This window comes from Gammaproteobacteria bacterium (assembly GCA_034522055.1).
Taxonomy (GTDB): Bacteria; Pseudomonadota; Gammaproteobacteria; order JAABTG01; family JAABTG01; genus JAABTG01.
This window is the reverse complement of sequence record JAXHLS010000002.1, coordinates 1539728-1558599: the sequence shown is the minus strand read 5'-3', so window position 1 is coordinate 1558599 and position 18872 is coordinate 1539728. Positions and strand designations below refer to the sequence as shown.

At 67.3% G+C, this 18872-nt stretch carries 24 protein-coding genes; 15 read left to right on the top strand and 9 right to left on the bottom strand.

The features are described 5' to 3' along the window. Positions 1 to 384: 384 nt before the first annotated feature. The 3 genes from U5S82_07600 (at position 385) to U5S82_07590 (ending at position 1982) form a co-directional block, all read left to right on the top strand. Positions 385 to 942, top strand: a complete 558-nt coding sequence (locus U5S82_07600) for a Uma2 family endonuclease (GenBank protein MDZ7751512.1) — start codon at positions 385 to 387, stop codon at positions 940 to 942. A gap of 103 nt (positions 943 to 1045) precedes the next feature. Beyond that, a complete protein-coding gene (locus U5S82_07595) occupies positions 1046 to 1462 on the top strand; it encodes a hypothetical protein (protein ID MDZ7751511.1) in 417 nt (138 codons plus the stop codon). Between the two features lie 256 nt (positions 1463 to 1718). Continuing rightward, on the top strand, positions 1719 to 1982 hold the full coding sequence (locus U5S82_07590) for a helix-hairpin-helix domain-containing protein (protein MDZ7751510.1): 264 nt from the start codon (positions 1719 to 1721) through the stop codon (positions 1980 to 1982). 442 nt (positions 1983 to 2424) lie between these two features. On the opposite strand, the gene U5S82_07585 is transcribed toward U5S82_07590, so the two are convergent. Together U5S82_07585 and U5S82_07580 are read right to left on the bottom strand one after the other, a co-directional pair. Beyond that, positions 2425 to 3102, bottom strand: a complete 678-nt coding sequence (locus U5S82_07585) for a nucleotidyltransferase family protein (GenBank protein MDZ7751509.1) — start codon at positions 3100 to 3102, stop codon at positions 2425 to 2427. Beyond that, a complete protein-coding gene (locus tag U5S82_07580; GenBank protein MDZ7751508.1) occupies positions 3099 to 4100 on the bottom strand; it encodes a phosphotransferase in 1002 nt (333 codons plus the stop codon). Before U5S82_07580 ends, U5S82_07585 begins: the two co-directional genes overlap by 4 nt. A gap of 164 nt (positions 4101 to 4264) precedes the next feature. On the opposite strand from U5S82_07580, the gene U5S82_07575 reads away from it, so the two are divergent. The 12 genes from U5S82_07575 to rapZ all read left to right on the top strand — a co-directional run bounded on the left by U5S82_07575 (position 4265) and on the right by rapZ (position 13260). Then, positions 4265 to 5233, top strand: a complete 969-nt coding sequence (locus tag U5S82_07575) for a calcium/sodium antiporter (GenBank protein MDZ7751507.1) — start codon at positions 4265 to 4267, stop codon at positions 5231 to 5233. Further along, on the top strand, positions 5234 to 6205 hold the full coding sequence (locus U5S82_07570) for a KpsF/GutQ family sugar-phosphate isomerase (GenBank protein ID MDZ7751506.1): 972 nt from the start codon (positions 5234 to 5236) through the stop codon (positions 6203 to 6205). A 273-nt stretch (positions 6206 to 6478) separates the two neighbouring features. After that, on the top strand, positions 6479 to 7003 hold the full coding sequence (gene kdsC / locus U5S82_07565; protein ID MDZ7751505.1) for a 3-deoxy-manno-octulosonate-8-phosphatase KdsC: 525 nt from the start codon (positions 6479 to 6481) through the stop codon (positions 7001 to 7003). After that, a complete protein-coding gene (gene lptC / locus U5S82_07560) occupies positions 7000 to 7569 on the top strand; it encodes an LPS export ABC transporter periplasmic protein LptC (GenBank protein MDZ7751504.1) in 570 nt (189 codons plus the stop codon). Before kdsC ends, lptC begins: the two co-directional genes overlap by 4 nt. Then, on the top strand, positions 7547 to 8071 hold the full coding sequence (gene lptA / locus U5S82_07555) for a lipopolysaccharide transport periplasmic protein LptA (protein ID MDZ7751503.1): 525 nt from the start codon (positions 7547 to 7549) through the stop codon (positions 8069 to 8071). The genes lptC and lptA overlap by 23 nt, the downstream gene beginning before the upstream one ends. Next, positions 8068 to 8793 (top strand): LPS export ABC transporter ATP-binding protein, encoded by a 726-nt coding sequence (lptB, locus tag U5S82_07550; protein ID MDZ7751502.1) that lies wholly within the window; start codon positions 8068 to 8070, stop codon positions 8791 to 8793. Before lptA ends, lptB begins: the two co-directional genes overlap by 4 nt. A gap of 50 nt (positions 8794 to 8843) precedes the next feature. Beyond that, positions 8844 to 9035: a hypothetical protein gene (locus U5S82_07545; protein MDZ7751501.1), complete on the top strand. Its 192-nt coding sequence runs from the start codon at positions 8844 to 8846 to the stop codon at positions 9033 to 9035. 131 nt (positions 9036 to 9166) lie between these two features. Then, entirely contained in the window at positions 9167 to 10669 is a 1503-nt protein-coding gene (locus tag U5S82_07540) for an RNA polymerase factor sigma-54 (protein MDZ7751500.1), read from the top strand. Positions 10670 to 10837: 168 nt separating this feature from the next. Continuing rightward, positions 10838 to 11152 carry a ribosome-associated translation inhibitor RaiA gene (gene raiA, locus U5S82_07535; protein MDZ7751499.1) on the top strand — a complete coding sequence of 105 codons (315 nt, stop codon included), beginning with the start codon at positions 10838 to 10840 and terminating at the stop codon, positions 11150 to 11152. A gap of 52 nt (positions 11153 to 11204) precedes the next feature. Next, positions 11205 to 11666, top strand: coding sequence for a PTS sugar transporter subunit IIA (locus U5S82_07530; protein MDZ7751498.1), 462 nt, complete (start codon positions 11205 to 11207; stop codon positions 11664 to 11666). Between the two features lie 25 nt (positions 11667 to 11691). After that, the gene (locus U5S82_07525; GenBank protein MDZ7751497.1) at positions 11692 to 12207 is read left to right on the top strand and encodes a hypothetical protein; all 516 of its coding nucleotides are present in this window, start codon (positions 11692 to 11694) and stop codon (positions 12205 to 12207) included. A 171-nt stretch (positions 12208 to 12378) separates the two neighbouring features. Further along, the gene (rapZ, locus tag U5S82_07520; protein MDZ7751496.1) at positions 12379 to 13260 is read left to right on the top strand and encodes an RNase adapter RapZ; all 882 of its coding nucleotides are present in this window, start codon (positions 12379 to 12381) and stop codon (positions 13258 to 13260) included. On the opposite strand, the gene queC is transcribed toward rapZ, so the two are convergent. Genes queC through tolR form a run of 7 tightly spaced genes read right to left on the bottom strand, consistent with a single transcriptional unit; the run spans position 13248 to position 18872 of the window. Continuing rightward, positions 13248 to 13937 carry a 7-cyano-7-deazaguanine synthase QueC gene (queC, locus tag U5S82_07515; protein MDZ7751495.1) on the bottom strand — a complete coding sequence of 230 codons (690 nt, stop codon included), beginning with the start codon at positions 13935 to 13937 and terminating at the stop codon, positions 13248 to 13250. The genes rapZ and queC overlap by 13 nt on opposite strands. Continuing rightward, a complete protein-coding gene (queE, locus tag U5S82_07510; protein MDZ7751494.1) occupies positions 13934 to 14599 on the bottom strand; it encodes a 7-carboxy-7-deazaguanine synthase QueE in 666 nt (221 codons plus the stop codon). Before queE ends, queC begins: the two co-directional genes overlap by 4 nt. A gap of 13 nt (positions 14600 to 14612) precedes the next feature. Further along, positions 14613 to 15374: a tol-pal system protein YbgF gene (gene ybgF / locus U5S82_07505; GenBank protein MDZ7751493.1), complete on the bottom strand. Its 762-nt coding sequence runs from the start codon at positions 15372 to 15374 to the stop codon at positions 14613 to 14615. Between the two features lie 2 nt (positions 15375 to 15376). Continuing rightward, positions 15377 to 15949 carry a peptidoglycan-associated lipoprotein Pal gene (pal, locus tag U5S82_07500; protein MDZ7751492.1) on the bottom strand — a complete coding sequence of 191 codons (573 nt, stop codon included), beginning with the start codon at positions 15947 to 15949 and terminating at the stop codon, positions 15377 to 15379. Between the two features lie 44 nt (positions 15950 to 15993). Then, on the bottom strand, positions 15994 to 17301 hold the full coding sequence (gene tolB, locus U5S82_07495) for a Tol-Pal system beta propeller repeat protein TolB (protein ID MDZ7751491.1): 1308 nt from the start codon (positions 17299 to 17301) through the stop codon (positions 15994 to 15996). A 3-nt stretch (positions 17302 to 17304) separates the two neighbouring features. Continuing rightward, positions 17305 to 18447 carry a cell envelope integrity protein TolA gene (gene tolA, locus U5S82_07490; protein MDZ7751490.1) on the bottom strand — a complete coding sequence of 381 codons (1143 nt, stop codon included), beginning with the start codon at positions 18445 to 18447 and terminating at the stop codon, positions 17305 to 17307. Further along, positions 18444 to 18872, bottom strand: a complete 429-nt coding sequence (gene tolR / locus U5S82_07485; protein ID MDZ7751489.1) for a protein TolR — start codon at positions 18870 to 18872, stop codon at positions 18444 to 18446. Before tolR ends, tolA begins: the two co-directional genes overlap by 4 nt.

Sequence of the window (18872 nt, the reverse complement as noted above, 5' to 3'; positions counted from 1 at the left end):
AAAACAAGACACCGCATCTTCCTAAGGCACGAATGTAGGTCGGGATTCATCCCGACATGAAATTCGCCGCGCACACCACAGGCCGGGCCGGAACCACCCGACAGGCTGTCGGGCTGTGCCCGACCTTTAGGGCAAACCCATTAATTAACCGCGAAAGGCGGTAAAGGACGCGAAAAAGAGAGGGTTCCGTGGGCATCCATGGGGTGGAGGCCGAGCCCCCTGTCGGCTGCCAGGAGCAGCCGACCTACGTCTCTGATTTTCGAGTTGTTTCGTGTGTTTCGTGGTTGTCTCAAAGGCAACACGGGTTCGGCCGGCTTTACGCGGTGGCGGCTTTTTGCTATCAACAGACGTAGCCGCATCATTCGGATGCCTCGGAGCACGGGGATGACCATCGCCGCACCACAAGCCTTCCGCTGGACCCGGGACATGTACGATCGCATGGTGGATGAGGGGATCCTGGGCCCCCATACCCGGGTGCAGCTCATCGATGGAGAGGTGATAGAGATGCTGCCCCAGGGCAGCCGCCACGCCGGTGTGGTGCAGCTCGTCGGAGAGGCCTTGCGCAAGGGCTGCCCGGAGGATGCCCACGTGCGTTTTCAGTTGCCCCTGGCCCTGGATGACCATTCGGAACCGGAACCAGAGCTGGGCGTCGTGCCAGGGGTGCCCCGGGACTACATCAAGGCTCATCCCGCCACGGCCCTGCTGGTGGTGGAGGTGGCGGAGTCGAGCCTCGGCCTCGATCGTACCCGCAAGCACCGCATCTACGCCTGCAACACCATCCCGGAGTACTGGATCGTCAATCTCGCCGAGGTGGCCCTGGAGGTTCACCGCAGCCCGCGGGGAGAGGCCTACGAAGAGCGCCGGGAGTTGAAGGCCGGGGCCACCATCGCCCCCTTGGCCTGGGAAGGCGCCCCCGTGGCGGTGGCGGACCTCCTGCCCTGAGTGCTCCCGGCCTATCAGTTCAGGACAGCCCTCACCGGGCCGGGCTGTATTTTTCCCTTCCTCCCATTAGACTTGCAGCAAATTCATGGATGGGAGAGCGGCAGTGGCACTGGCCCAGGAAGACATAGACTACATCAAGCACCACGTGGTGGACTGGCTCGCCGAGGGGGGCTTCGGACGTGTCAGTGGCGGCTTCGACCCGGAGTTACGGGAACGGGTGGTGCGGGTGGAGGAGGAACTCCGGCACCAGCGGGAGCTGATGCAGCAGGGGTTTGCGCTGATGGAAAAGCGCTTCGAGCAGGTCGACAAGCGCTTCGAGCAGGTGGAAAAGCGCTTCGAGCAGGTCGATAAGCGCTTCGAGCAGGTCGATAAGCGCTTCGAGGAGATGATCGGACGCTTCCAACAGGTCGATTCCCGTTTCGACCAACTCACCCGCCGCATGGACCGCTTCATGGTGTGGTCCTTCGCCACCACCCTGGCCGTAGGCGGCCTGGTGGTGGGGATCCTCAAGGCCGGCTGACCCCGGAGGGCTACGCGGTTGACCAGTAGGCCATCGGTTACGGGCCGCCGGAGTTCCAGGAGGAGATCAGGCGCCTGGCCGAGGCGGTGACCAGGCTCTGGTAGGGCGCCCTTGAGCGCGAAGGGGCCATCGTGGCCCGGTTAGTGTCCTCGTGTTCGTCCGCAAGGGTTCAATTGCCGGTCGTTTTGGCCTACGCTTTACGCGTCGTCGGAGACGACAGCTAAACGGAACTTCCAATCAAAGGAGATCGTGAATCATGAAGATTCTAAGGAGTGCCATTCTATCCCTCGCCCTCGTCCTGCCTTCCATGGTCCTTGCCCTCGGTCCGGTGAACATCAACACCGCCAGCGCCGAGGCCATCGCCGAGGCCATCAAGGGGGTGGGGATGCAGAAGGCCAGCGCCATCGTCGCCTACCGGGATGCCCATGGACCCTTCAAGTCCGTGGACGAGTTGGCGGCGATCAAGGGCATCGGTGCCAAGACCCTGGAGCAGAACCGCGCCAAGCTGACCACCGAATAGGGGGGCCCCAAGGCGTACTTGATGCGGGCCACGGCCCGCATTTTTCGTTTGTGCGTTGCCTTGCCGGGAGCTCGGGGTTACACAAAACAAAGCGGGAACCACGAAATACGCGAAAGGACGCGAAAGGACGCGAAAATGGGAAAAGGGAAAAGGGAAAAGCTTCGGTGGTGGCTTGAGATTTTCAGCTCCGCTTCATAAGCTCGCCACCGCGGTGACCGGTTGGGGGCGAGGTGCGCCACATCGGAAATGAAGGTTGTCCAGATGACTATTTTGACGCCAGCCGTCTCGATCCTTAGTCAGCCACCCGAATGGATTTCCATATAACTTGTTCTTTTTTCGCGTCCTTTCGCGTATTTCATGGTTAAAAACAATTTTTTCCGTAGGTCCGTTACTCTTCGCAACCACCACACCGGGCCTTTCCCATTTCCCCTTTCCCTTTCCCTCAGCCCACTCTCCGCCTCAGCTCCTCCAGCCGTGCGACGGTGCCCACGTCGGTCCACGCCCCGGCGTAGCATTCGCCGCTCACCCGGCCGCGGGCCGCGGCGTCGCGCAGCAGGGGCGCGAGGGGGAAGATCCCGGGTTCGCAACCTTGGAACAGGTCCGGGTGGTAGATGCCGATGCCGCTGAAGGTGAGGGCGCCGGGGGCCTCTCCGCTTACCCAATCCGTCACCCGTCCCGCCGCCAGGGCGAAGTCGCCGGCGGTGTTGTGGTCGGGGTTGGGCACCAGCACCAGGTGGGCCAGATCCGCCGGCGCCAGGGCCATGCGCTCGAAGGGATAGTCGGTCCAGATGTCGCCGTTGACCACCGGGAATGGGCCCCCGCCCATCAGCTCGAGGGCATTGAGGATGCCGCCGCCGGTGTCGAGCGCCGTGCCGTCCTCGCGAGAATAGACGATGTCCACGCCCCAGCCGCGGCCGTCACCGAGGGCCTTTTCGATAAGATGTCCGAGGTGGGCGGTGTTGATCACCAGACGTCCGTAGCCCGCACTGGCCAGGCACCGCACGTGGCGGCCGATGAGGGTTTCGCCGCCGGCCTCCACCAGGGGTTTGGGCAGCCTGTCCGTCAAGGGGCGCAGGCGCTCGCCGCGGCCGGCGGCCAGGATCATGGCGGCCCGGGTCATGGTTGGGCCGGGACGGCGGAGGGATCCCCGAGCCACGGCACCAGGGGGGCGAGCTCCGGGTACTCCAGGGCGGCGGCCCGGATATAGCCGGCGGTGCGCGGGATGTCCCCCAGGTAGCCCGACTTGCCGTCGCGGTGGTGGAGGCGGGCGAAGATGCCCATGGCCTTGAGATGGCGCTGGGTGGCCATGAGGACGAACCAGCGCAGGAAGACGCCGTCGTCTGCGGGGTCCAGCACGCCCGCCGTCGCGAGGCGGTCGCGATAGTCGAGGGCCCATTGCCGCACCCGGGGCCGGGGCCAGGCCACGTAGCAGTCCAGCAGCAGACTCGCGAGGTCGTAGGTCACGGGTCCCAGCACGGCGTCCTGGAAGTCCAGCACCCCCGGCCCGCCCTCGTCCAGGTACATGAGGTTGCGGGAGTGATAATCCCGGTGGGTGAAGGCGACGGGCTGGGCCAGGGCGTTGGCCACCAGAAGGTCGCATTGGGTGTTCCAGGCGGCTTCCTCGGCGCGACTGAGGTGTCGTTGCAAATGGACCGCGAGGTACCACTCGCGGAAGATCCCGAGTTCCCGGCGCAGCAGGGCCTCATCGTAGGGGGGCAGGCCGGCCGTGGCCGCATTCCGCTGAAGCCCCAGGAGGGTGTCCAGGGCCGCAGCGTAGAGGGACGGCGCACGAGTGGCGTCGAGGACGTCCAGATAATGGGTGGTGCCGAGGTCGGAGATGACGAGGCAGCCCGCCGCGGCATCCCCGGCCCGAATGGTGGGTACCCGTGCCCCCGCCGCCGCCAGGCGGTCCCGGATGTCCGTGTAGCGGCCCAGGGCGTCGGCTTGATCGGGGGCGTACATGACCAGCAGGGCCTCGCCGTGCCAGCCGTGGACCCGGAAATAGAGCCGCGTGCCGGCATCCCCGGCGATGGGCTCCAGCCAGGGCCGCGCCGATCCCAGGACGCCGCGGGTCCAGGCCTCCAGCTCATTGGCGGCGGCTGGCCGGGCGGGCGTCACGCCACCATCGGTGCCAGCGGAGTTTCTGATAATATCGCCCTGCCTCGGAGGTTCTCGACACAACGGTTTGCCCGTGCCCCTGCGACTGGCACGGGCCCCAGGCCAGCCGCGGGCAGCATAGCCGGTTTCGTTAATTCTGTTAATCCATAGGTCAGTTCGCGCCCATGCTTTTCAATCTGGCCATCGTCGTGGCAGGCATCGCCCTGCTGGTGTGGAGTGCCGACCGCTTCGTCTACGGTGCGGCGGGGCTGGCCAACGCCTTCGGCATCTCGCCTCTCATCATCGGTCTCACCGTGGTGGGTATGGGCACCTCCGCCCCCGAGATGCTGGTGTCCGCCATTGCCTCCCTGGACGGCAACCCGGGCCTGGCTTTCGGCAATGCCGTGGGTTCCAACATCGCCAACATCGCCCTGGTGCTCGGCGTCACCATCGTGGTGATGCCCATCACCGTCAGCTCGGCCATCCTGAAACGGGAGTTCCCCGCCATGGCGGCGGTCATGATCCTCGCCCTGCTGCTGATGCTGGACCGCGACCTCAGCCGCGGAGATGGCCTGGTGCTGGTAGCGGCGACGGTGATTCTGCTGGCCTGGGCCACCCGCATCGGCCTGCGCTCCCGGGAGCCCGACCCCCTGACGGCGGAACTCACGGCGGAGATACCCACCACCCTCACCGCGCCCAGGGCCCTGGGCCATGCCCTGGTGGGGCTGGTGCTCCTGCTCATCGCCTCCCGCATGGTGGTATGGGGGGCGGTGAACATCGCCACCACCCTGGGGGTCAGCGACGTGCTCATCGGCCTGACCATCGTCGCCGTGGGTACCAGCCTGCCGGAATTGGCGGCCTCGGTGGCCAGCGCCCTCAAGGGCCAGCCGGATTTGGCCTTGGGCAACATAATCGGGTCCAATATGTTCAACCTGCTGCCGGTGCTGGCCATGCCGGGGCTGTTGGCCCCCGGCCCCATAGCCGACGAGATCCTGTTGCGGGACTATCCGGTGATGCTGTTCATGACGGCATTGCTGTTCGCCATGGCCTATGGCTTCCGGGGCAACAAGCGGCGCATCAATCGCTTCGAGGGCTTCATTCTGCTGGCGGGATTCTTCGGCTATGAGTACCTGCTCTACCTCACGGGCATATAAATGAACAAGGAGGCCCTCAAGGCCCTGGGGGTGGCCGTGCTGGAGATGGAGGCGGCGGCGGTGGCGGCCCTGTGCGAGCGCATCGACGGCGGATTCACCGGCGCCTGTGAGTACATGCTCGCCTGCCGGGGCCGGGTGGTGGTGACGGGCATGGGCAAGTCGGGCCATGTGGGCGGCAAGATCGCGGCCACCCTGGCCAGCACCGGCACGCCGGCGTTCTTCGTTCACCCGGGCGAGGCGAGCCACGGTGACCTCGGCATGATCACCGCCGGCGACGTGGTGCTGGCGCTGTCGAATTCGGGCGAGACGGACGAACTCATCACCATCATTCCCATCATCAAGCGCCTCGGCGTGCCCCTCATCGCCATGACCGGCAACCCCGCCTCGCGCCTCGCCACCGAGGCCGATGTCCATCTCGACGTCAGCGTGACCAAGGAGGCCTGCCCGCTGGGACTGGCGCCCACCTCGAGCACCACCGCGGCCCTGGCCATGGGGGACGCCCTGGCGGTGGCCATGCTGGAGGCCCGGGGCTTCAGCGCCGAGGACTTCGCCCGCTCCCATCCCGGCGGCACCCTGGGGCGGCGCCTGTTGCTGCATATCTCGGATATCATGCACCGTGGCGATGGGGTGCCGCGGGTGAGCGCGGATGTGCGCATCAGCGAGGCCCTGGTGGAGATGAGCCGCAAGGGCCTCGGTATGACCGCCGTGGTGGATGCAGACGACGGCGTGGCAGGCGTCTTCACCGATGGCGACCTGCGGCGCGTCCTCGACCACCGGGTGGACGTGCATGCCGTGGCCATCGGCGAGGTGATGACCCGGGACCCCAAGACCGTGCCGCCTAATCTGCTGGCGGCCGAGGGCCTGGAGATCATGGACCGCCGCAAGATCAACGCCCTGCTGGTGGTGGACGCAGATGGCCACCTCATCGGCGCCCTCAATATGCACGACCTGCTGCGCGCCGGGGTCCTGTGATGCCGAGGAGTTAACGTGAAAGTCGCGAAGCACGAACTCCCCCTCTCCCTCTGGGACAAATCCGTCGGGAACGGATTTGAACGCGCCTTGGCGCGGCCCGCAGGGCGAAGGGCAGGATGCCCGGAGTACAGGGATGGGGTGAGGGAACGAACATGGCGATACGCGCTCCTCTTTCATCATTTCGGGTGGCGCGTATCGCCATGAGAGTTTAGCTGATGGCGGTTGATTCCTCCGTGAGATCAACAGAATTTTTATCGACAGGGAGCGGGACATATGCGTGACGTGCTCGAAAAGGCCGCCAAGGTCAAGCTGGTGGTATTCGATGTGGACGGGGTGCTGACGGACGGCTCCCTGTACCTGGGGGACGACGGTCAGGAGTACAAGGCGTTCCATTCCCGGGACGGCCACGGCATGAAGATGCTGCAATCCAGCGGCGTAGACATCGGCGTCATCACCGGTCGTACCTCCGAGGTGGTAAAGCATCGCATGACCTCCCTGGGTATCCACTATGTCTACCAGGGCCAGCTGGACAAGCTGCCGGCCTTCCAGGACCTGCTGGAGCGGCTCGGCATCGCGGCGGACCAGGTGGCCTACGTCGGGGATGACGTGGTGGATCTGCCGATCATCCTGCGGGTGGGGCTGGCCATCGCCGTGGCCGATGCCCATCCCCTGGTGGCCCGGCACGCCCACTGGCAGACGCCCCACGCCGGCGGGCGCGGTGCGGGGCGGGACGTGTGCGAGCTGGTCATGGAGGGCCACGGCGTCCTCGACGCCACCCTGGCCCGCTATCTGGAATGATCGCCCGTTGGGCCCCGGCCCTCCTGATGCTGCTGTTGGCCGTGGCCAGCGGCTGGCTGATGCAGCGCCTCACCGAGGTGCCGGAGCCGGATGATCCCGCATTGCGCCACGATCCGGACCTTTTCCTCAATGACTTTGTCAGAGTCGGCATGGACGCCGATGGCGTGCCGGCCGAGGAGCTGCGCGCGAAGCGCATGGTGCACTACCCCGATACGGATACCCACGAGCTGGAGGAGCCCCATGTGCTGGTCCATGGCGACGACGACACCCCCACCCAGGTGCGCTCCGAGCGGGGATGGGTGTCGGCCGATCAGAGTGTCATAATCCTCCAGGGCCGGGTCTATATCTGGGAGGATGACCACGAGGGCCGGCGGCGCCTCGAGGTGTTGACCAGCAACCTCACCATATACAATGACGAGGATTATGCGGAAACCGGCGACACCGCCCTCATCCGTACGCCCTCCGGGGAGTCCAGGAGCGTCGGCCTGAAGGCCTGGATGGCGGGGAACCGCCTCGAACTCATCAGCCAAGTGCAGACCACCTATGATCCCAAGAAGACCGATTGAAGCCCTGCTCATCGCCGCCCTGCTGCTGCCCCTGGCCGCCGGGGCCCTGGAATCGGACGGCGATCAGCCCGTGAACATCGAGGCGGATAACGCCGTGATGGACGACACGGAAGGCGTGGCGGTCTACGAAGGGGAGGTGGTGGTGACCCAGGGCTCCATCCGTATCCTCGCCGACAAGCTCACCGTGTACATGGACGACGACAAGGCCCTGCAACGCGTCACCGCCTTCGGCAATCCCGCGGAGTTCCGCCAGCTGCCGGACGATGCGGAAGAATACATCCGGGCCAACGCGAAGTTCATGGAGTACCTGGAGCCCCAGGACCTCCTCAATCTCAAGACCGAGGCCGTCATCAACCAGGGCAAGGACAGGTTCTCGGGCGATAAGATCACCTACAACACCAAGCTGCATCGCGTCACCGCCCGCGGCTCCAAGGAGAAGGACAAGCGCGTGCGCATCACCTTCCAGCCGGGCAAGAAAGGGGACGGCGACAAAAAAGAATGAGCGTCCTCGAGGCCGAACACCTGGCCAAGCAATACCATGCCCGCCGGGTGGTCAGCGATGTCAGCCTCACCGTCAACAGCGGCGAGGTGGTAGGGCTGCTGGGCCCCAACGGGGCGGGCAAGACCACCAGCTTCTACATGATCGTGGGCCTCGTGCCCTGTGACAGCGGCCGCATCCTCCTCAACGACCACGATCTCACGGAGGCCCCCATGCACGTGCGGGCCCGCCTCGGGCTCGGCTATTTGCCCCAGGAGCCGTCGGTGTTCCGCAAGCTCACGGTGGAGCAGAACATCCTGGCCATCCTCGAGTCCCGGCCCAACCTCAGCACCGTCCAGCGGCAGCGCCGGCTCGAGGGGTTGCTGCGGGAACTCCACGTGGCCCACCTGCGAGAGGCCAGGGGCATGAGCCTGTCGGGCGGCGAGCGCCGGCGCGTGGAGATCGCCCGCTCCCTGGCGGCGGAGCCGCGCTTCGTGCTGTTCGACGAGCCCTTCGCCGGCGTGGATCCCATCTCGGTGCTGGACATCCAGCGCATCATCAAGCACCTCTCCAGCAAGGGCATAGGCGTGCTCATCACCGACCACAACGTGCGGGAGACCCTGGGCACCTGTGATCGGGCCTACATCGTCAACGAGGGGCGCATCATCGCCGAGGGGGACCCCCAGGCCGTGCTCCAGAACCGCCAGGTCAGGGAGGTCTACCTGGGGGAGGAGTTTTCCCTGTAGGCCGGTTTTTATCCGAACACGTCGAATCTTCCGGCTCGTAAGCAGAAACCGTGGGTGTAGAGGCAAGAATTTCCTCTCGTAAAGACGCCAAGAACGCCAAGGGAACAGCAATGGTCTTCCAGCCGATTGACGATGCGGGTGATGCCGTGCTCTCGGCGCTCACCGCGAGCGAAACATTTACCCACGGATTCTGCGAACGAGCCAATCTGTTGGGGTTTCTCAGGATATCCTCGCGCGACTGAGGGCACCGGGACGGTCTTCCCGGCGCACCTTTAACGAGAGGGTTGGCGCAAAGTCTGCAGTAGTTTGTTTATGGCGCCCCTCTCCTGCGCTAGAATCAAGACAGGGATAAACCTATTCTACCCAGGAATCCATGAAGCAATCGTTACAGCTTCGGCTTGGCCAGCATCTCACCATGACGCCGCAGCTGCAGCAGGCCATACGCCTGTTGCAGCTATCCACCATGGAGCTGCAGACGGAGGTCCAGGATGCCCTGGACTCCAACCTCATGCTCGAGGAGGCTGCGGGGGACGATACCGATGACGGTGACGAGCGCGGCGCCAACGGCGCGGAGTACACGGCCAACGACGCGGCGTCCGCCGACGCCGGAGGCAATGACGACGGTTTCAGCGAGGCCCTGGGTGCCGAGGACTCGGACCTCGACATGGAGCCGGCGGGGATCCCCCAGGATCTGCCCGTGGACAGCGCCTGGGAGGATGTCTACGACCTCGGTACCCCCAACGCCTCGGCGGCCCCGGAGACGGAATACGAGAACCGCGGTGCCAGCGGCACCAGCCTGCGGGAACACCTGTCCTGGCAGCTCATGCTGACCCCCATGTCTGAGGCGGATCGCACCATCGCCACCGCCATCCTGGATGCCATCGACGATAACGGCTTCCTCACCGAGACCCTGGAGGAGATCCGGGACTCCGTGGGCGGTGCCGAGCCCGTGGAGTTGGACGAGGTGGAGGCGGTGCTGCACCGCGTGCAGGCCTTCGATCCCGCCGGCGTGGGGGCCCGGGACCTGCGGGAGTGCCTGCTGCTGCAGCTGCGCCAGTTGCCCTGCCAGGATGCCCTGTGTGCCCGCGCCGTGGAGGTGGTGGAGGATCACTTCGACCTTTTGGCGGCGCGTGATACCAACGCCCTCGGCCGCCAGATGAAGCTTGGCTCCGGGGAGCTCCAGCAGGTGCTGGCGGTGGTGCAGGGGCTCGATCCGCGGCCCGGCCGTCAGCTGGCCGACGACGCGCCGGAGTATGTGATTCCCGACGTCTACGTGAAAAAGCAGCACGGGCGCTGGCATGTGGAGCTGAACCCGGAGGCCGTGCCCCGGGTGCGCATCAATCCCTACTACGCCAGCCTGGTGCGGCGCGCCGACAGCAGCGCCGACAATACCACCCTGCGCAGCCATCTCCAGGAGGCGCGCTGGTTCATGAAGAGTCTCCAGAGCCGCAGCGAGACCCTCCTCAAGGTGGCCACCGCCATCGTCGAGCGCCAGCAGGGCTTCCTGGAATACGGCGAGGAGGCCATGAAACCCATGGTGCTCCATGACGTGGCGGAGACCGTGGAGATGCATGAATCCACCATCTCCCGGGTGACCTCGCGCAAGTACATGCATACCCCGCGGGGGATCTTCGAACTCAAGTATTTTTTCTCCTCCCACCTGGCTACCGACGCAGGTGGCGAGGCATCCTCCACGGCGATCCGGGCACTGATTAAGAAGCTCGTCGCCGCGGAAAATCCGGCCAAGCCCCTCAGTGACAGCAAGCTTGCCGCCATCCTTTCCGATCAGGGGATCAGGGTGGCGCGCAGGACCGTTGCCAAGTACCGTGAGGCCATGGCCATTTCCTCATCCAACGAACGAAAGCGGCTCACGTAGCCCGCATTTCTCAACAGCTTGAACCAGGAACGTCACCATACGATGCAGGCAGGAGCAGAATCCGGACGGGGCCCTCGCGGCGCTCTGGCCGTGTCCCGTCCCGGCCCGTGGTGTGTTCGGAGACTGGTGAGAAATGCGGGCTCGAGGCAGGCGCTGAAGGAGCTGTCTATGCAGATCAATCTTAGCGGTCATCACATCGAGTTGACGCCCCCCCTGCGGGACTACGTCAATAACAAGCTCCAGAAGATTGAGCGGCATTACGACAACGTGACCGATGCCGAGGTGGTCCTGACGGTGGACAAGCTCGAGCAGAAGGCGGAGGCCACGTTGCGCATCGCCGGGGCCCGGGTGTTCGCCGATGCGGTGCATGAAGACATGTACGCCGCCATCGATGCCCTGGCCGACAAACTCGACCGCCAGATCATGCGCCACAAGGAAAAGCGTACCGACCATCACCGCAAGGAGGCCGGCAAGGTCATCTGACGCCCACCGGCCGGGGGCACGGCCTGCCCCCGGCCCTTACCCCGATAACAATATGAAAATCTCGGACATCATTACGGTCGACCGGGTGGCTACCCGTGTCGACCCCGCAAGCAAGAAGCGCATCCTTCAGACCCTCGCGCAAATGCTGGCCAGCGGCCACGACGACTTCGACGCCCGCGAGGCCTTCGATTGCCTGTACGAGCGTGAAGCCCTCGGCACCACGGGGATCGGCAAGGGTGTGGCCTTGCCCCACGGGCGCCACCGCCATGCCGAGGGTACGGTGGGGGCCTTCATCAAATTGACCGACGGGCTCGATTTCGATGCCGTGGACGATATGCCGGTGGACCTGCTGTTCGGCCTGCTGGTACCGGTAGAGGCCAACCAGGAACACCTGGACGTGCTGGGGCAACTGGCCGAGATGTTCCGCGATGTCGCCTTCCGCCAGCGCCTGCGAGCCGAGGAGGACCCTGCGGTGATCCACCGGCTGCTGGTGGAGCAGTCCGAGGGCGGCTGAGGGTCGCCTTCCGGCTGCCGCGCGCATGGAGCGGGTCCTGCATGGCGTCTTCCTGGTCATCCACGAGCTTGGCGTGTTGCTGGCGGGCGCGCCCGGCTGCGGCAAGAGCCGGCTGGGCCTGGAACTGGTGGCCCGCGGTCACGCCCTGGTGGCCGACGACTGCGCCCTGTTCCAGGTCACGGACCAGGGCCTGGTGGGCACGCCGCCGCCCCATACCGGGGAGTTCCTTCACGTACGCGGCCTCGGCGCCTTCAATATCCGGCGCCAGTTCGGCGATGAGGCCCTGTGTCCGCAACACCTCCTGCATCTGATCATCGAACTGGACCCCGCGACGACCGGCCGGGATAGCGCGAACCTCCAGCCGCCGCTCACCAAGGAGACGCGCCACGGCGTGGCAGTGGCGGTGCTGAGGGTGGCCCCACCCTGGCCCGGTCCCGCGCTCGTCGAGGCTCTGGTGGCGCGCCACCGGCTGGCCCTCGCGGGCTACGATACGGCGGCCCACCTCGTGGGCCGGCAGGGCCGGGCCGGGCATGGGACCTGAGGGCGATGGCGGTGCCCAAGCCTCTTTTCCCGCCGGCCCGGGCGGGCTACCCTGGACGACCTTGGAGCCGCCGCCGGCCGGCGGCGTTTGCAACCCCGGGTGGGGCGGTGCGGTGAAGTTCCCCCGCCCGGCCCATCATGGAAACCCCGTGCCTGAATCGAGCCAGCCATCATGAGACTCGTGGTCATCAGCGGACTGTCCGGTGCCGGCAAGAGCGTGGCCTTGCATACCCTGGAAGACCTTGGTTTCTACTGCACCGACAACCTCCCCGCCAACCTGCTGCCGGAGTTCACCCGCCAGCTGCTGCGCTTCCGGGACGGCTTCTACGAGCGCGCCGCGGTGGGCATCGATGCCCGCAGTCCGGCGGAGGATCTGCGTCGCTTCCCCACTGAACTGGAACAGCTCAAGGCCCTCGGGGTGGAGGTGGACGTGGTGTTCCTGGAGGCCGAGGACGACATCCTCATCAAGCGCTTCAGCGAGACCCGCCGCCGCCATCCTCTCACCGTCGAGGGCCTGTCCCTGGCCGAGGCCATCCGGGAGGAACGGCTGTTGCTGGAGCACTTCGCCGACAGCGCCAATCTGCGTCTCGACACCAGCCGCACCACCCTCTACCAGCTGCGCGACCTCATCAAGAACCGCGTGGGGGGCACGGCGGGGGCCTCCCTGTCCCTGTTGTTCCAGTCCTTCGGCTTCAAGCACGGAGTGCCGCGGGATGCGGACTTCGTGTTCGACCTGCGGTGCCTGCCCAACCCCTACTGGGAGCCGCGGCTGCGCCAGCTCACCGGGCGCCAGCAGCCGGTCGTCGACTTCCTGGAGGCCGAGCCCATGGTCGCCCAAATGGAGGGCGACATCGAGGCCTTCATCCGCCGTTGGCTGGGGCGCTTCGAGTCCGGCAACCGGGCCTACCTCACCGTCGCCCTGGGCTGCACCGGCGGCCAGCATCGCTCGGTGTACATGGCCGAACGTCTCGCCGCGGCCCTCCAGGCGGAGCGCGGCCCGGCGGTGCTGGTGCGCCACCGGGAGCTCGCGGAGGTCCCCGATCAGGCCTGGTAGCGGGTGGGATCGGGGCCGCCGGCGCGCTCGAAGCCGGTGGCCCGCAGGCGACAGGCGTCGCAACGCCCGCAGGCCCGCCCCGCGTCATCGGCCTGGTAGCAGGACACCGTGAGGCCGTAGTCCACGCCGAGACTGCGGCCGAGGCGGATGATGTCATGCTTGGGCATCTCGATGAGGGGCGTGGCGATGGTGAAGCCATCGCCCTCCACCCCGGCCCGGGTCCCCAGGTTGGCGGTGGCCTCGAAGGCGCGGATGAACTCGGGCCGGCAGTCGGGATAGCCGGAATAGTCCACCGCGTTGACGCCGATGTAGATGTGGCGCGCCCCCAGCACTTCCGCCCAGCCCAGGGCCAGGGACAGCAGCAGGGTGTTGCGGGCCGGCACGTAGGTCTGGGGGATCCCCTCCCCGGGGGCCTCGGGCACGGCCATGGCGGGATCCGTGAGGGCCGAGCCGCCCATGGGGCGCAGATCCACCGCGAACACCTGATGGCGCACCACCCCCAGGGCCGCCGCCACCCGCCGTGCCGCCGCCAGCTCGGCGTCGTGGCGCTGGCCGTAGTCGACGCTGAGGGCGTAACAGGCGAAGCCGGCGTCCCGGGCCACCGCCAGACAGGTGGCGGAGTCCAGCCCGCCGGACAGCAGCACCACTGCCCGCGCTGTCCCGGCCGGGTCGTTCATCGGCCGGGCTCGTCGCCCCACAACAGCTTGTGGAGCTGCATCTGGAAGCGCACCGGCAGCCCATCCTCGAGGATCCAGCGCGCCAGTTCGGCAGGGTCCTGGCGCCCGGCGCAGGGCGAGAACAGGATGCCGCAACGGTCGCGGAGCCCGAGGTGTGCCAGCTGCCCCCGCGCCCATTCGTAGTCGGTGCGGTCACAGATGACGAATTTCACCTCGTCGTTGGGGTCCAGATGGTCCACGTTGTCGTAACGGTTGCGCCCCACCTCCCCCGAGCCCGGGGTCTTGAGGTCCATTACCTTCACCACCCGGGGGTCGACGCGCTCCACGGGCAGGGCGCCGCTGGTCTCGAGAGACACCCGGTAACCGGCGTCGCACAGGCGGCGCAACAGGGCATGGCAGCGCTCCTGGGCCAGGGGTTCCCCGCCGGTCACGGTGATGTGGTGCGTGGGATGGCGGGCGACGACCTCGAGGATGGCCTCCATGGTCATCCACTGGCCGCCGCCGAAGGCGTAGGCGGTGTCGCAGTAGCCGCAGCGCAAAGGGCAGCCGGTGAGGCGCACGAAGGTGGTGGGGATCCCCACGCTGCTGCTCTCCCCCTGGAGGGAGAAGAAGATCTCGGTGATCCTGACTCGCTCCTCCGGCCGCGGCCTATGCTCCGCCATGCCCGCTCCCGGACTAGCCGCGCTCGGCGCGGATCCGCTTGAGGCGCTCGTGGGCGAGTCGGGCGGCGGTGCTGTCGGGATGCCCCTTCACCAGCTCCGTGAGCACCTCTTCGGCCTGGTCCAGTGCGCCCTGTTCGTGGAGGATGTAGCCGATCTTGAGCCGGGCGTGGGTGGTCTTGTCGCTGTTTGGGTGCTCCGCCACCACCCGGCGGAAGGCGGCCGCCGCGGCATCGAAGTCGCGGATGACATAGTGGCTCTCCCCCAGCCAGTAGAGGGCGTTGTCGGCGTAACCGCTGGCGGGATACTCGTCGAGAAAACGATTGAAGGCCTCGCCCGCGCGCTTGTAGCGGCCGTCCCGCAACAGCCCGAAGGCCCCCTCGTAGGCCGCCTGCTCCTCCAGGGGGTCCACCGCGGCCGCGGGGGCGGGCGCGCGGTCCGCCGGCTTCGCGGGGGCGACGGGCGTGGTGGGGGGCACCGGCTCGGCCGTGGCAACGGGCCGGCCCGCTTCCATGCGCTGCAGGCGCCGGTCCACATCCACGTAGAGCTGTTTCTGGCGCTCGCCCATCTGGGACAGGCGGTGGCCCTGCTCTTCCACCTGGCCGCGCAGCTCCCGCACCTCTTTCTGCAGGCCCTCCACGCGCTCCAGGAGTTCCATCAGGGCACCGCTGGAGGCCATGCGTTCCAGGCGTTCCAGCCTCTCCTGCACGCTGCCCTGGGCCCAGGCGGAAGCCGGGGCCAGGGCCAGGCACACTAAGATCGTGGTGAGTCTGTTCATGGCTAGCGGGATTTATAGATGATCTCGACCCGGCGATTGGCGGCCCAGGCCGCCTCGTCGTGGCCGAACTCGGCGGGTTGCTCCTCGCCGTAGCTCACCACCCGCAGCTGGGCCGGGGAGGCCCCGAGGAGTTCCATCACCCGCTGCACCGACTGGGCCCGGCGCTCGCCGAGGGCGAGGTTGTACTCCCGGGAGCCGCGCTCGTCCGTATGGCCCTCGAGGGTCACCGAGGCCCCGCCGTTGCGGGCCAGGTAGGCGGCATGGGCGTCGACGATATCCCGGTACTCGTTTTTGATCTCGGCGCGGTCGAAGTCAAAGTAGATGGTGCGCTGGGCCAACGGCCCTTCCGGGTTGTCCAGGGGATGGCCCTGGAAGGCGCCACCGCCGGTCATGGCGCCGGCGCTGGCCCCTTCGGCCTCCATCTCATCGGCCGTGAGGCCCCGGTCTTCCACCGTCGCCGCGCCCGCGGCGGCATCGTCGTCCCTGCCCCCCATGGTCTCGCAGCCGGTCAGCAGGGCGAGGGCCAGGCCGGCGGCCAGCAGCGACCGCAGCAGTGTGTAAGGTGATGGACCCATGGTGTTGTTCTCCGGCATTGGTGGTGACGAGGATGGCAGAATGTCTATTCGATGAACGGCGACCACGCGGGCTCCCTGACCCGTCCTTGTTGTACCGACAGGCGCTGGCGGGTGCGGCCGTCCACGGACACGGCGGCCAGCACGGCCCCCGAGGCGTCGTTGGTGGCGTAGATGACCATGCTGCCGTTGGGGGCGAAGCTGGGTGTCTCGTCCAGGGACGAGTCGGAGAGGATCCGCAGGCTGCCGGTAGCCATGTCCATGATGGCCACATGATAGGCGCCTTTGAGGCCGTGGACCATGGCCAGGCGCTCGCCGTCCGGGGAGTGGCGGGGGCGGGCGTTGTAGTCACCCTCGAAGGTGATGCGCGCGGGTCGTCCACCGCCCGCGGCGACGCGGTAGATCTGGGCGCGGCCGCCGCGATCCGAGGTGAACACGATATGGCGGCCGTCGGGGGACCAGTTGGGTTCCGTATCGATGGCACCGTGGTCGGTGATGCGCCGGAAGGTGCCGCCGTCGAGGGCCAGGGTGTAGATCTCCGGGTTACCGTCCCTGGACAGGGTGAGGGCCAGAAAGCGGCCGTCCGGGGACCAGGCGGGGGCGCTGTTGATGCCCTCGAAGCCCGCTACCTGCTCCCGCTCGCCCGTCCTCACCTTTTGAACGTAGACCGCCGAGTTGCCGGACTCGAAGGAGACGTACGCCAGGCGGCTGCCGTCGGGGGACCAGGCGGGTGACATGATGGGCTGGCCGGAGGTGAGCAGGGTCTGGGGGTTGGCGCCGTCGCTGTCGGCCACCTCCAGGGTGTAGCGCCGCTTGCCGGCGGGATCCTGGTCCTCGGTGACGTAGGCGATGTAGGTGGCGAAGGCGCCGCGCTCGCCGGTGAGTTTCTGATAGATGATGTCGCTGATGCGGTGGGCGGTGAGGCGCAGGTCCTCCCCCGCCACGGGGATGCTGTAGCCGGCGAGCTGGGTCCCCTTGTAGACGTCGAAGAGCTGGAACTCCACCCGGTAGCGGCCGCCGGGCTGGGCCTGGAGACGCCCCACCACCAGATTGTCCACCCCGAGCTTGCGCCAGGTGCCGAAATCCACCTCGCTGCCCTGGTGGGGGCGCGCGGGCAGGTCGCTCTCCGCCACGGGCCGGAAGCGCCCGCTGCGCCTGAGATCATCGCCGATGATGGCGTGGAAGCGCTGGGGCGGCACGCTGGTGGCGCCCTGCCACTGGAAGGGCACCACGGCGATGGGCAGGGCCCCCTCCGTACCCTGGGTGATCTTCACCGTCAGCACCGCCTGGGCGGGGGCCCAGGCCAGGCACAGCAGGAGGATGGCCGTCAGCGGGCCTGGGGTTTTATGGAACAAGGGTCATCCCTCCGGTTCGAAAACAAACTTGAGTTCACGCTGGAACAGACTGGGGTTGCCGGGCTGGGGCAGGGGCGAGGCCTTGGCCAGGGCCTTCTCCACTGAGCTGTCGAAGGCAATGTTGCCACTGCTACGGGTGATCCGGTAATTGATGATTTCCCCCCCGGGGATCTGGGTCACCCGTACCTCCACCTTGAGACCATCGGGGGTGCCCGGAGGTTTCAGCCAGAAGCGCTCCACGCGATCGGCGATGGCCTGGCGGTACTCATCCAGTTCCCGGGCCTCCAGGCTCTGGCGGCGGCGCGCCAGTTCGCCCTCCTCCGCGGCCAGGATGGCCTGCATGCGCTCTTCTTCTTCTTTGCGCCGGGCCGTCTCTTCGCGGCGGCGTTGCTCCTCGGCGCGGCGCCTGGCCTCGGCCTCCTCGCGTTTCTTCTCCTGCGCCTTGCGTTTGGCCTCGGCCTCCCGCTGCTTGCGTTCCTCCGCCAGGCGCATGGCCGCCGCCTCACGCAGGCGCTGCTCCTCGGCCTCACGCCTGGCCTCCTCCTCCTGGCGTCGTTGCTGCGCGGCGAGGCGGGCCTGCTCCGCCTCCTGGCGCCGCTGCTCCTCGGCCCGGCGCGCGGCCTCGGCCTGTTGCAGCTTCTGTTCCTCGGCGCGTCGTTTCGCCTCCTCTTCCCGGCGCCGCTGCTCCGCGGCCCGTTGCGCCGCCTCGGCCTGCTCGCGTTTCTGCTCCTCGGCGGCGCGCCGGGCCTCGGCCTGTCGGGCCTGTTCCACGGCGGCCTGCTGTCTGGCCTCGTCCGCCTTGCGTTGGGCCTCGGCGGCGCGGCGGCGCTCCTCCTCTTGTCGGCGCTCGGCGGCTGCTTCTGCAAGCTTGCGCTCCTCGGCGAGGCGGGCCTCGCGGGCGCGGGCGGTCTCGGCGGCCAGCTCGTCCTTGCGTTTTTGCTCCAGGTCCTCGAGGCGTTGCACCTCCTGTTCCACCCGCTTGCTGTCCACCGCCACCGCCTTGATGGGCTCGCCCGTGGGCGGGCCGGCGGCGGGTGGATCCGGGGTCCACTCCAGGCTCACCACCAGCACCGCCAGCACGGCCAGGTGGATGCCGACGGCCAGCACCACGGCGCGGGCCTTGTCCCAGGGACCGACGGTGGTCATCGCGGCTCGGGATCGGGCGGGTCGGTCATGAGGCCGATGCCCTTGGCACCGGCTCCCTGGAGCAGGCTCATGACCCGCACCACGGCACCGTAGGCGGTGCCCTCGTCGCCCTTCACCAGTACCGGGATGTCGGGCTGGTTGCGCAACAACGCGGCCACGCGCGCCATCAGGGTCTCCTCGCCGATGGGAGTGTCCTGGTCGTCGCCGTAATTGACGAACACCCGGCCCTCGCGATCCACGGTGACGATGAGGGGCTCGCGCTCGCTGGGGGGCAGGGGCTCCGAGGCCACTTTGGGCAGGTCTACCTTGACCCCCTGGCTCAGCAGCGGCGCGGTGATCATGAATATCACCAGCAGCACCAGCATGACGTCGATGTAGGGCACGACGTTGATCTCGGACATGGGGCGGCGGCGCTGTCTTCGCAT

Excerpts from the sequence above, each read along its gene's own strand:
- pal (MDZ7751492.1), bottom strand. The coding sequence starts at position 15,949 with ATGGGTCCATCACCTTACACACTGCTGCGGTCGCTGCTGGCCGCCGGC.
- U5S82_07540 (MDZ7751500.1), top strand. The coding sequence starts at position 9,167 with ATGAAGCAATCGTTACAGCTTCGGCTTGGCCAGCATCTCACCATGACG.
- U5S82_07590 (MDZ7751510.1), top strand. The coding sequence starts at position 1,719 with ATGAAGATTCTAAGGAGTGCCATTCTATCCCTCGCCCTCGTCCTGCCT.
- lptB (MDZ7751502.1), top strand. The coding sequence starts at position 8,068 with ATGAGCGTCCTCGAGGCCGAACACCTGGCCAAGCAATACCATGCCCGC.
- queE (MDZ7751494.1), bottom strand. The coding sequence starts at position 14,599 with ATGGCGGAGCATAGGCCGCGGCCGGAGGAGCGAGTCAGGATCACCGAG.
- U5S82_07530 (MDZ7751498.1), top strand. The coding sequence starts at position 11,205 with ATGAAAATCTCGGACATCATTACGGTCGACCGGGTGGCTACCCGTGTC.
- lptC (MDZ7751504.1), top strand. The coding sequence starts at position 7,000 with ATGATCGCCCGTTGGGCCCCGGCCCTCCTGATGCTGCTGTTGGCCGTG.
- ybgF (MDZ7751493.1), bottom strand. The coding sequence starts at position 15,374 with ATGAACAGACTCACCACGATCTTAGTGTGCCTGGCCCTGGCCCCGGCT.
- rapZ (MDZ7751496.1), top strand. The coding sequence starts at position 12,379 with ATGAGACTCGTGGTCATCAGCGGACTGTCCGGTGCCGGCAAGAGCGTG.
- U5S82_07570 (MDZ7751506.1), top strand. The coding sequence starts at position 5,234 with ATGAACAAGGAGGCCCTCAAGGCCCTGGGGGTGGCCGTGCTGGAGATG.
- lptA (MDZ7751503.1), top strand. The coding sequence starts at position 7,547 with ATGATCCCAAGAAGACCGATTGAAGCCCTGCTCATCGCCGCCCTGCTG.
- kdsC (MDZ7751505.1), top strand. The coding sequence starts at position 6,479 with ATGCGTGACGTGCTCGAAAAGGCCGCCAAGGTCAAGCTGGTGGTATTC.
- tolR (MDZ7751489.1), bottom strand. The coding sequence starts at position 18,872 with ATGCGAAGACAGCGCCGCCGCCCCATGTCCGAGATCAACGTCGTGCCC.
- raiA (MDZ7751499.1), top strand. The coding sequence starts at position 10,838 with ATGCAGATCAATCTTAGCGGTCATCACATCGAGTTGACGCCCCCCCTG.
- tolA (MDZ7751490.1), bottom strand. The coding sequence starts at position 18,447 with ATGACCACCGTCGGTCCCTGGGACAAGGCCCGCGCCGTGGTGCTGGCC.
- U5S82_07600 (MDZ7751512.1), top strand. The coding sequence starts at position 385 with ATGACCATCGCCGCACCACAAGCCTTCCGCTGGACCCGGGACATGTAC.
- U5S82_07525 (MDZ7751497.1), top strand. The coding sequence starts at position 11,692 with ATGGAGCGGGTCCTGCATGGCGTCTTCCTGGTCATCCACGAGCTTGGC.
- queC (MDZ7751495.1), bottom strand. The coding sequence starts at position 13,937 with ATGAACGACCCGGCCGGGACAGCGCGGGCAGTGGTGCTGCTGTCCGGC.
- U5S82_07585 (MDZ7751509.1), bottom strand. The coding sequence starts at position 3,102 with ATGACCCGGGCCGCCATGATCCTGGCCGCCGGCCGCGGCGAGCGCCTG.
- U5S82_07575 (MDZ7751507.1), top strand. The coding sequence starts at position 4,265 with ATGCTTTTCAATCTGGCCATCGTCGTGGCAGGCATCGCCCTGCTGGTG.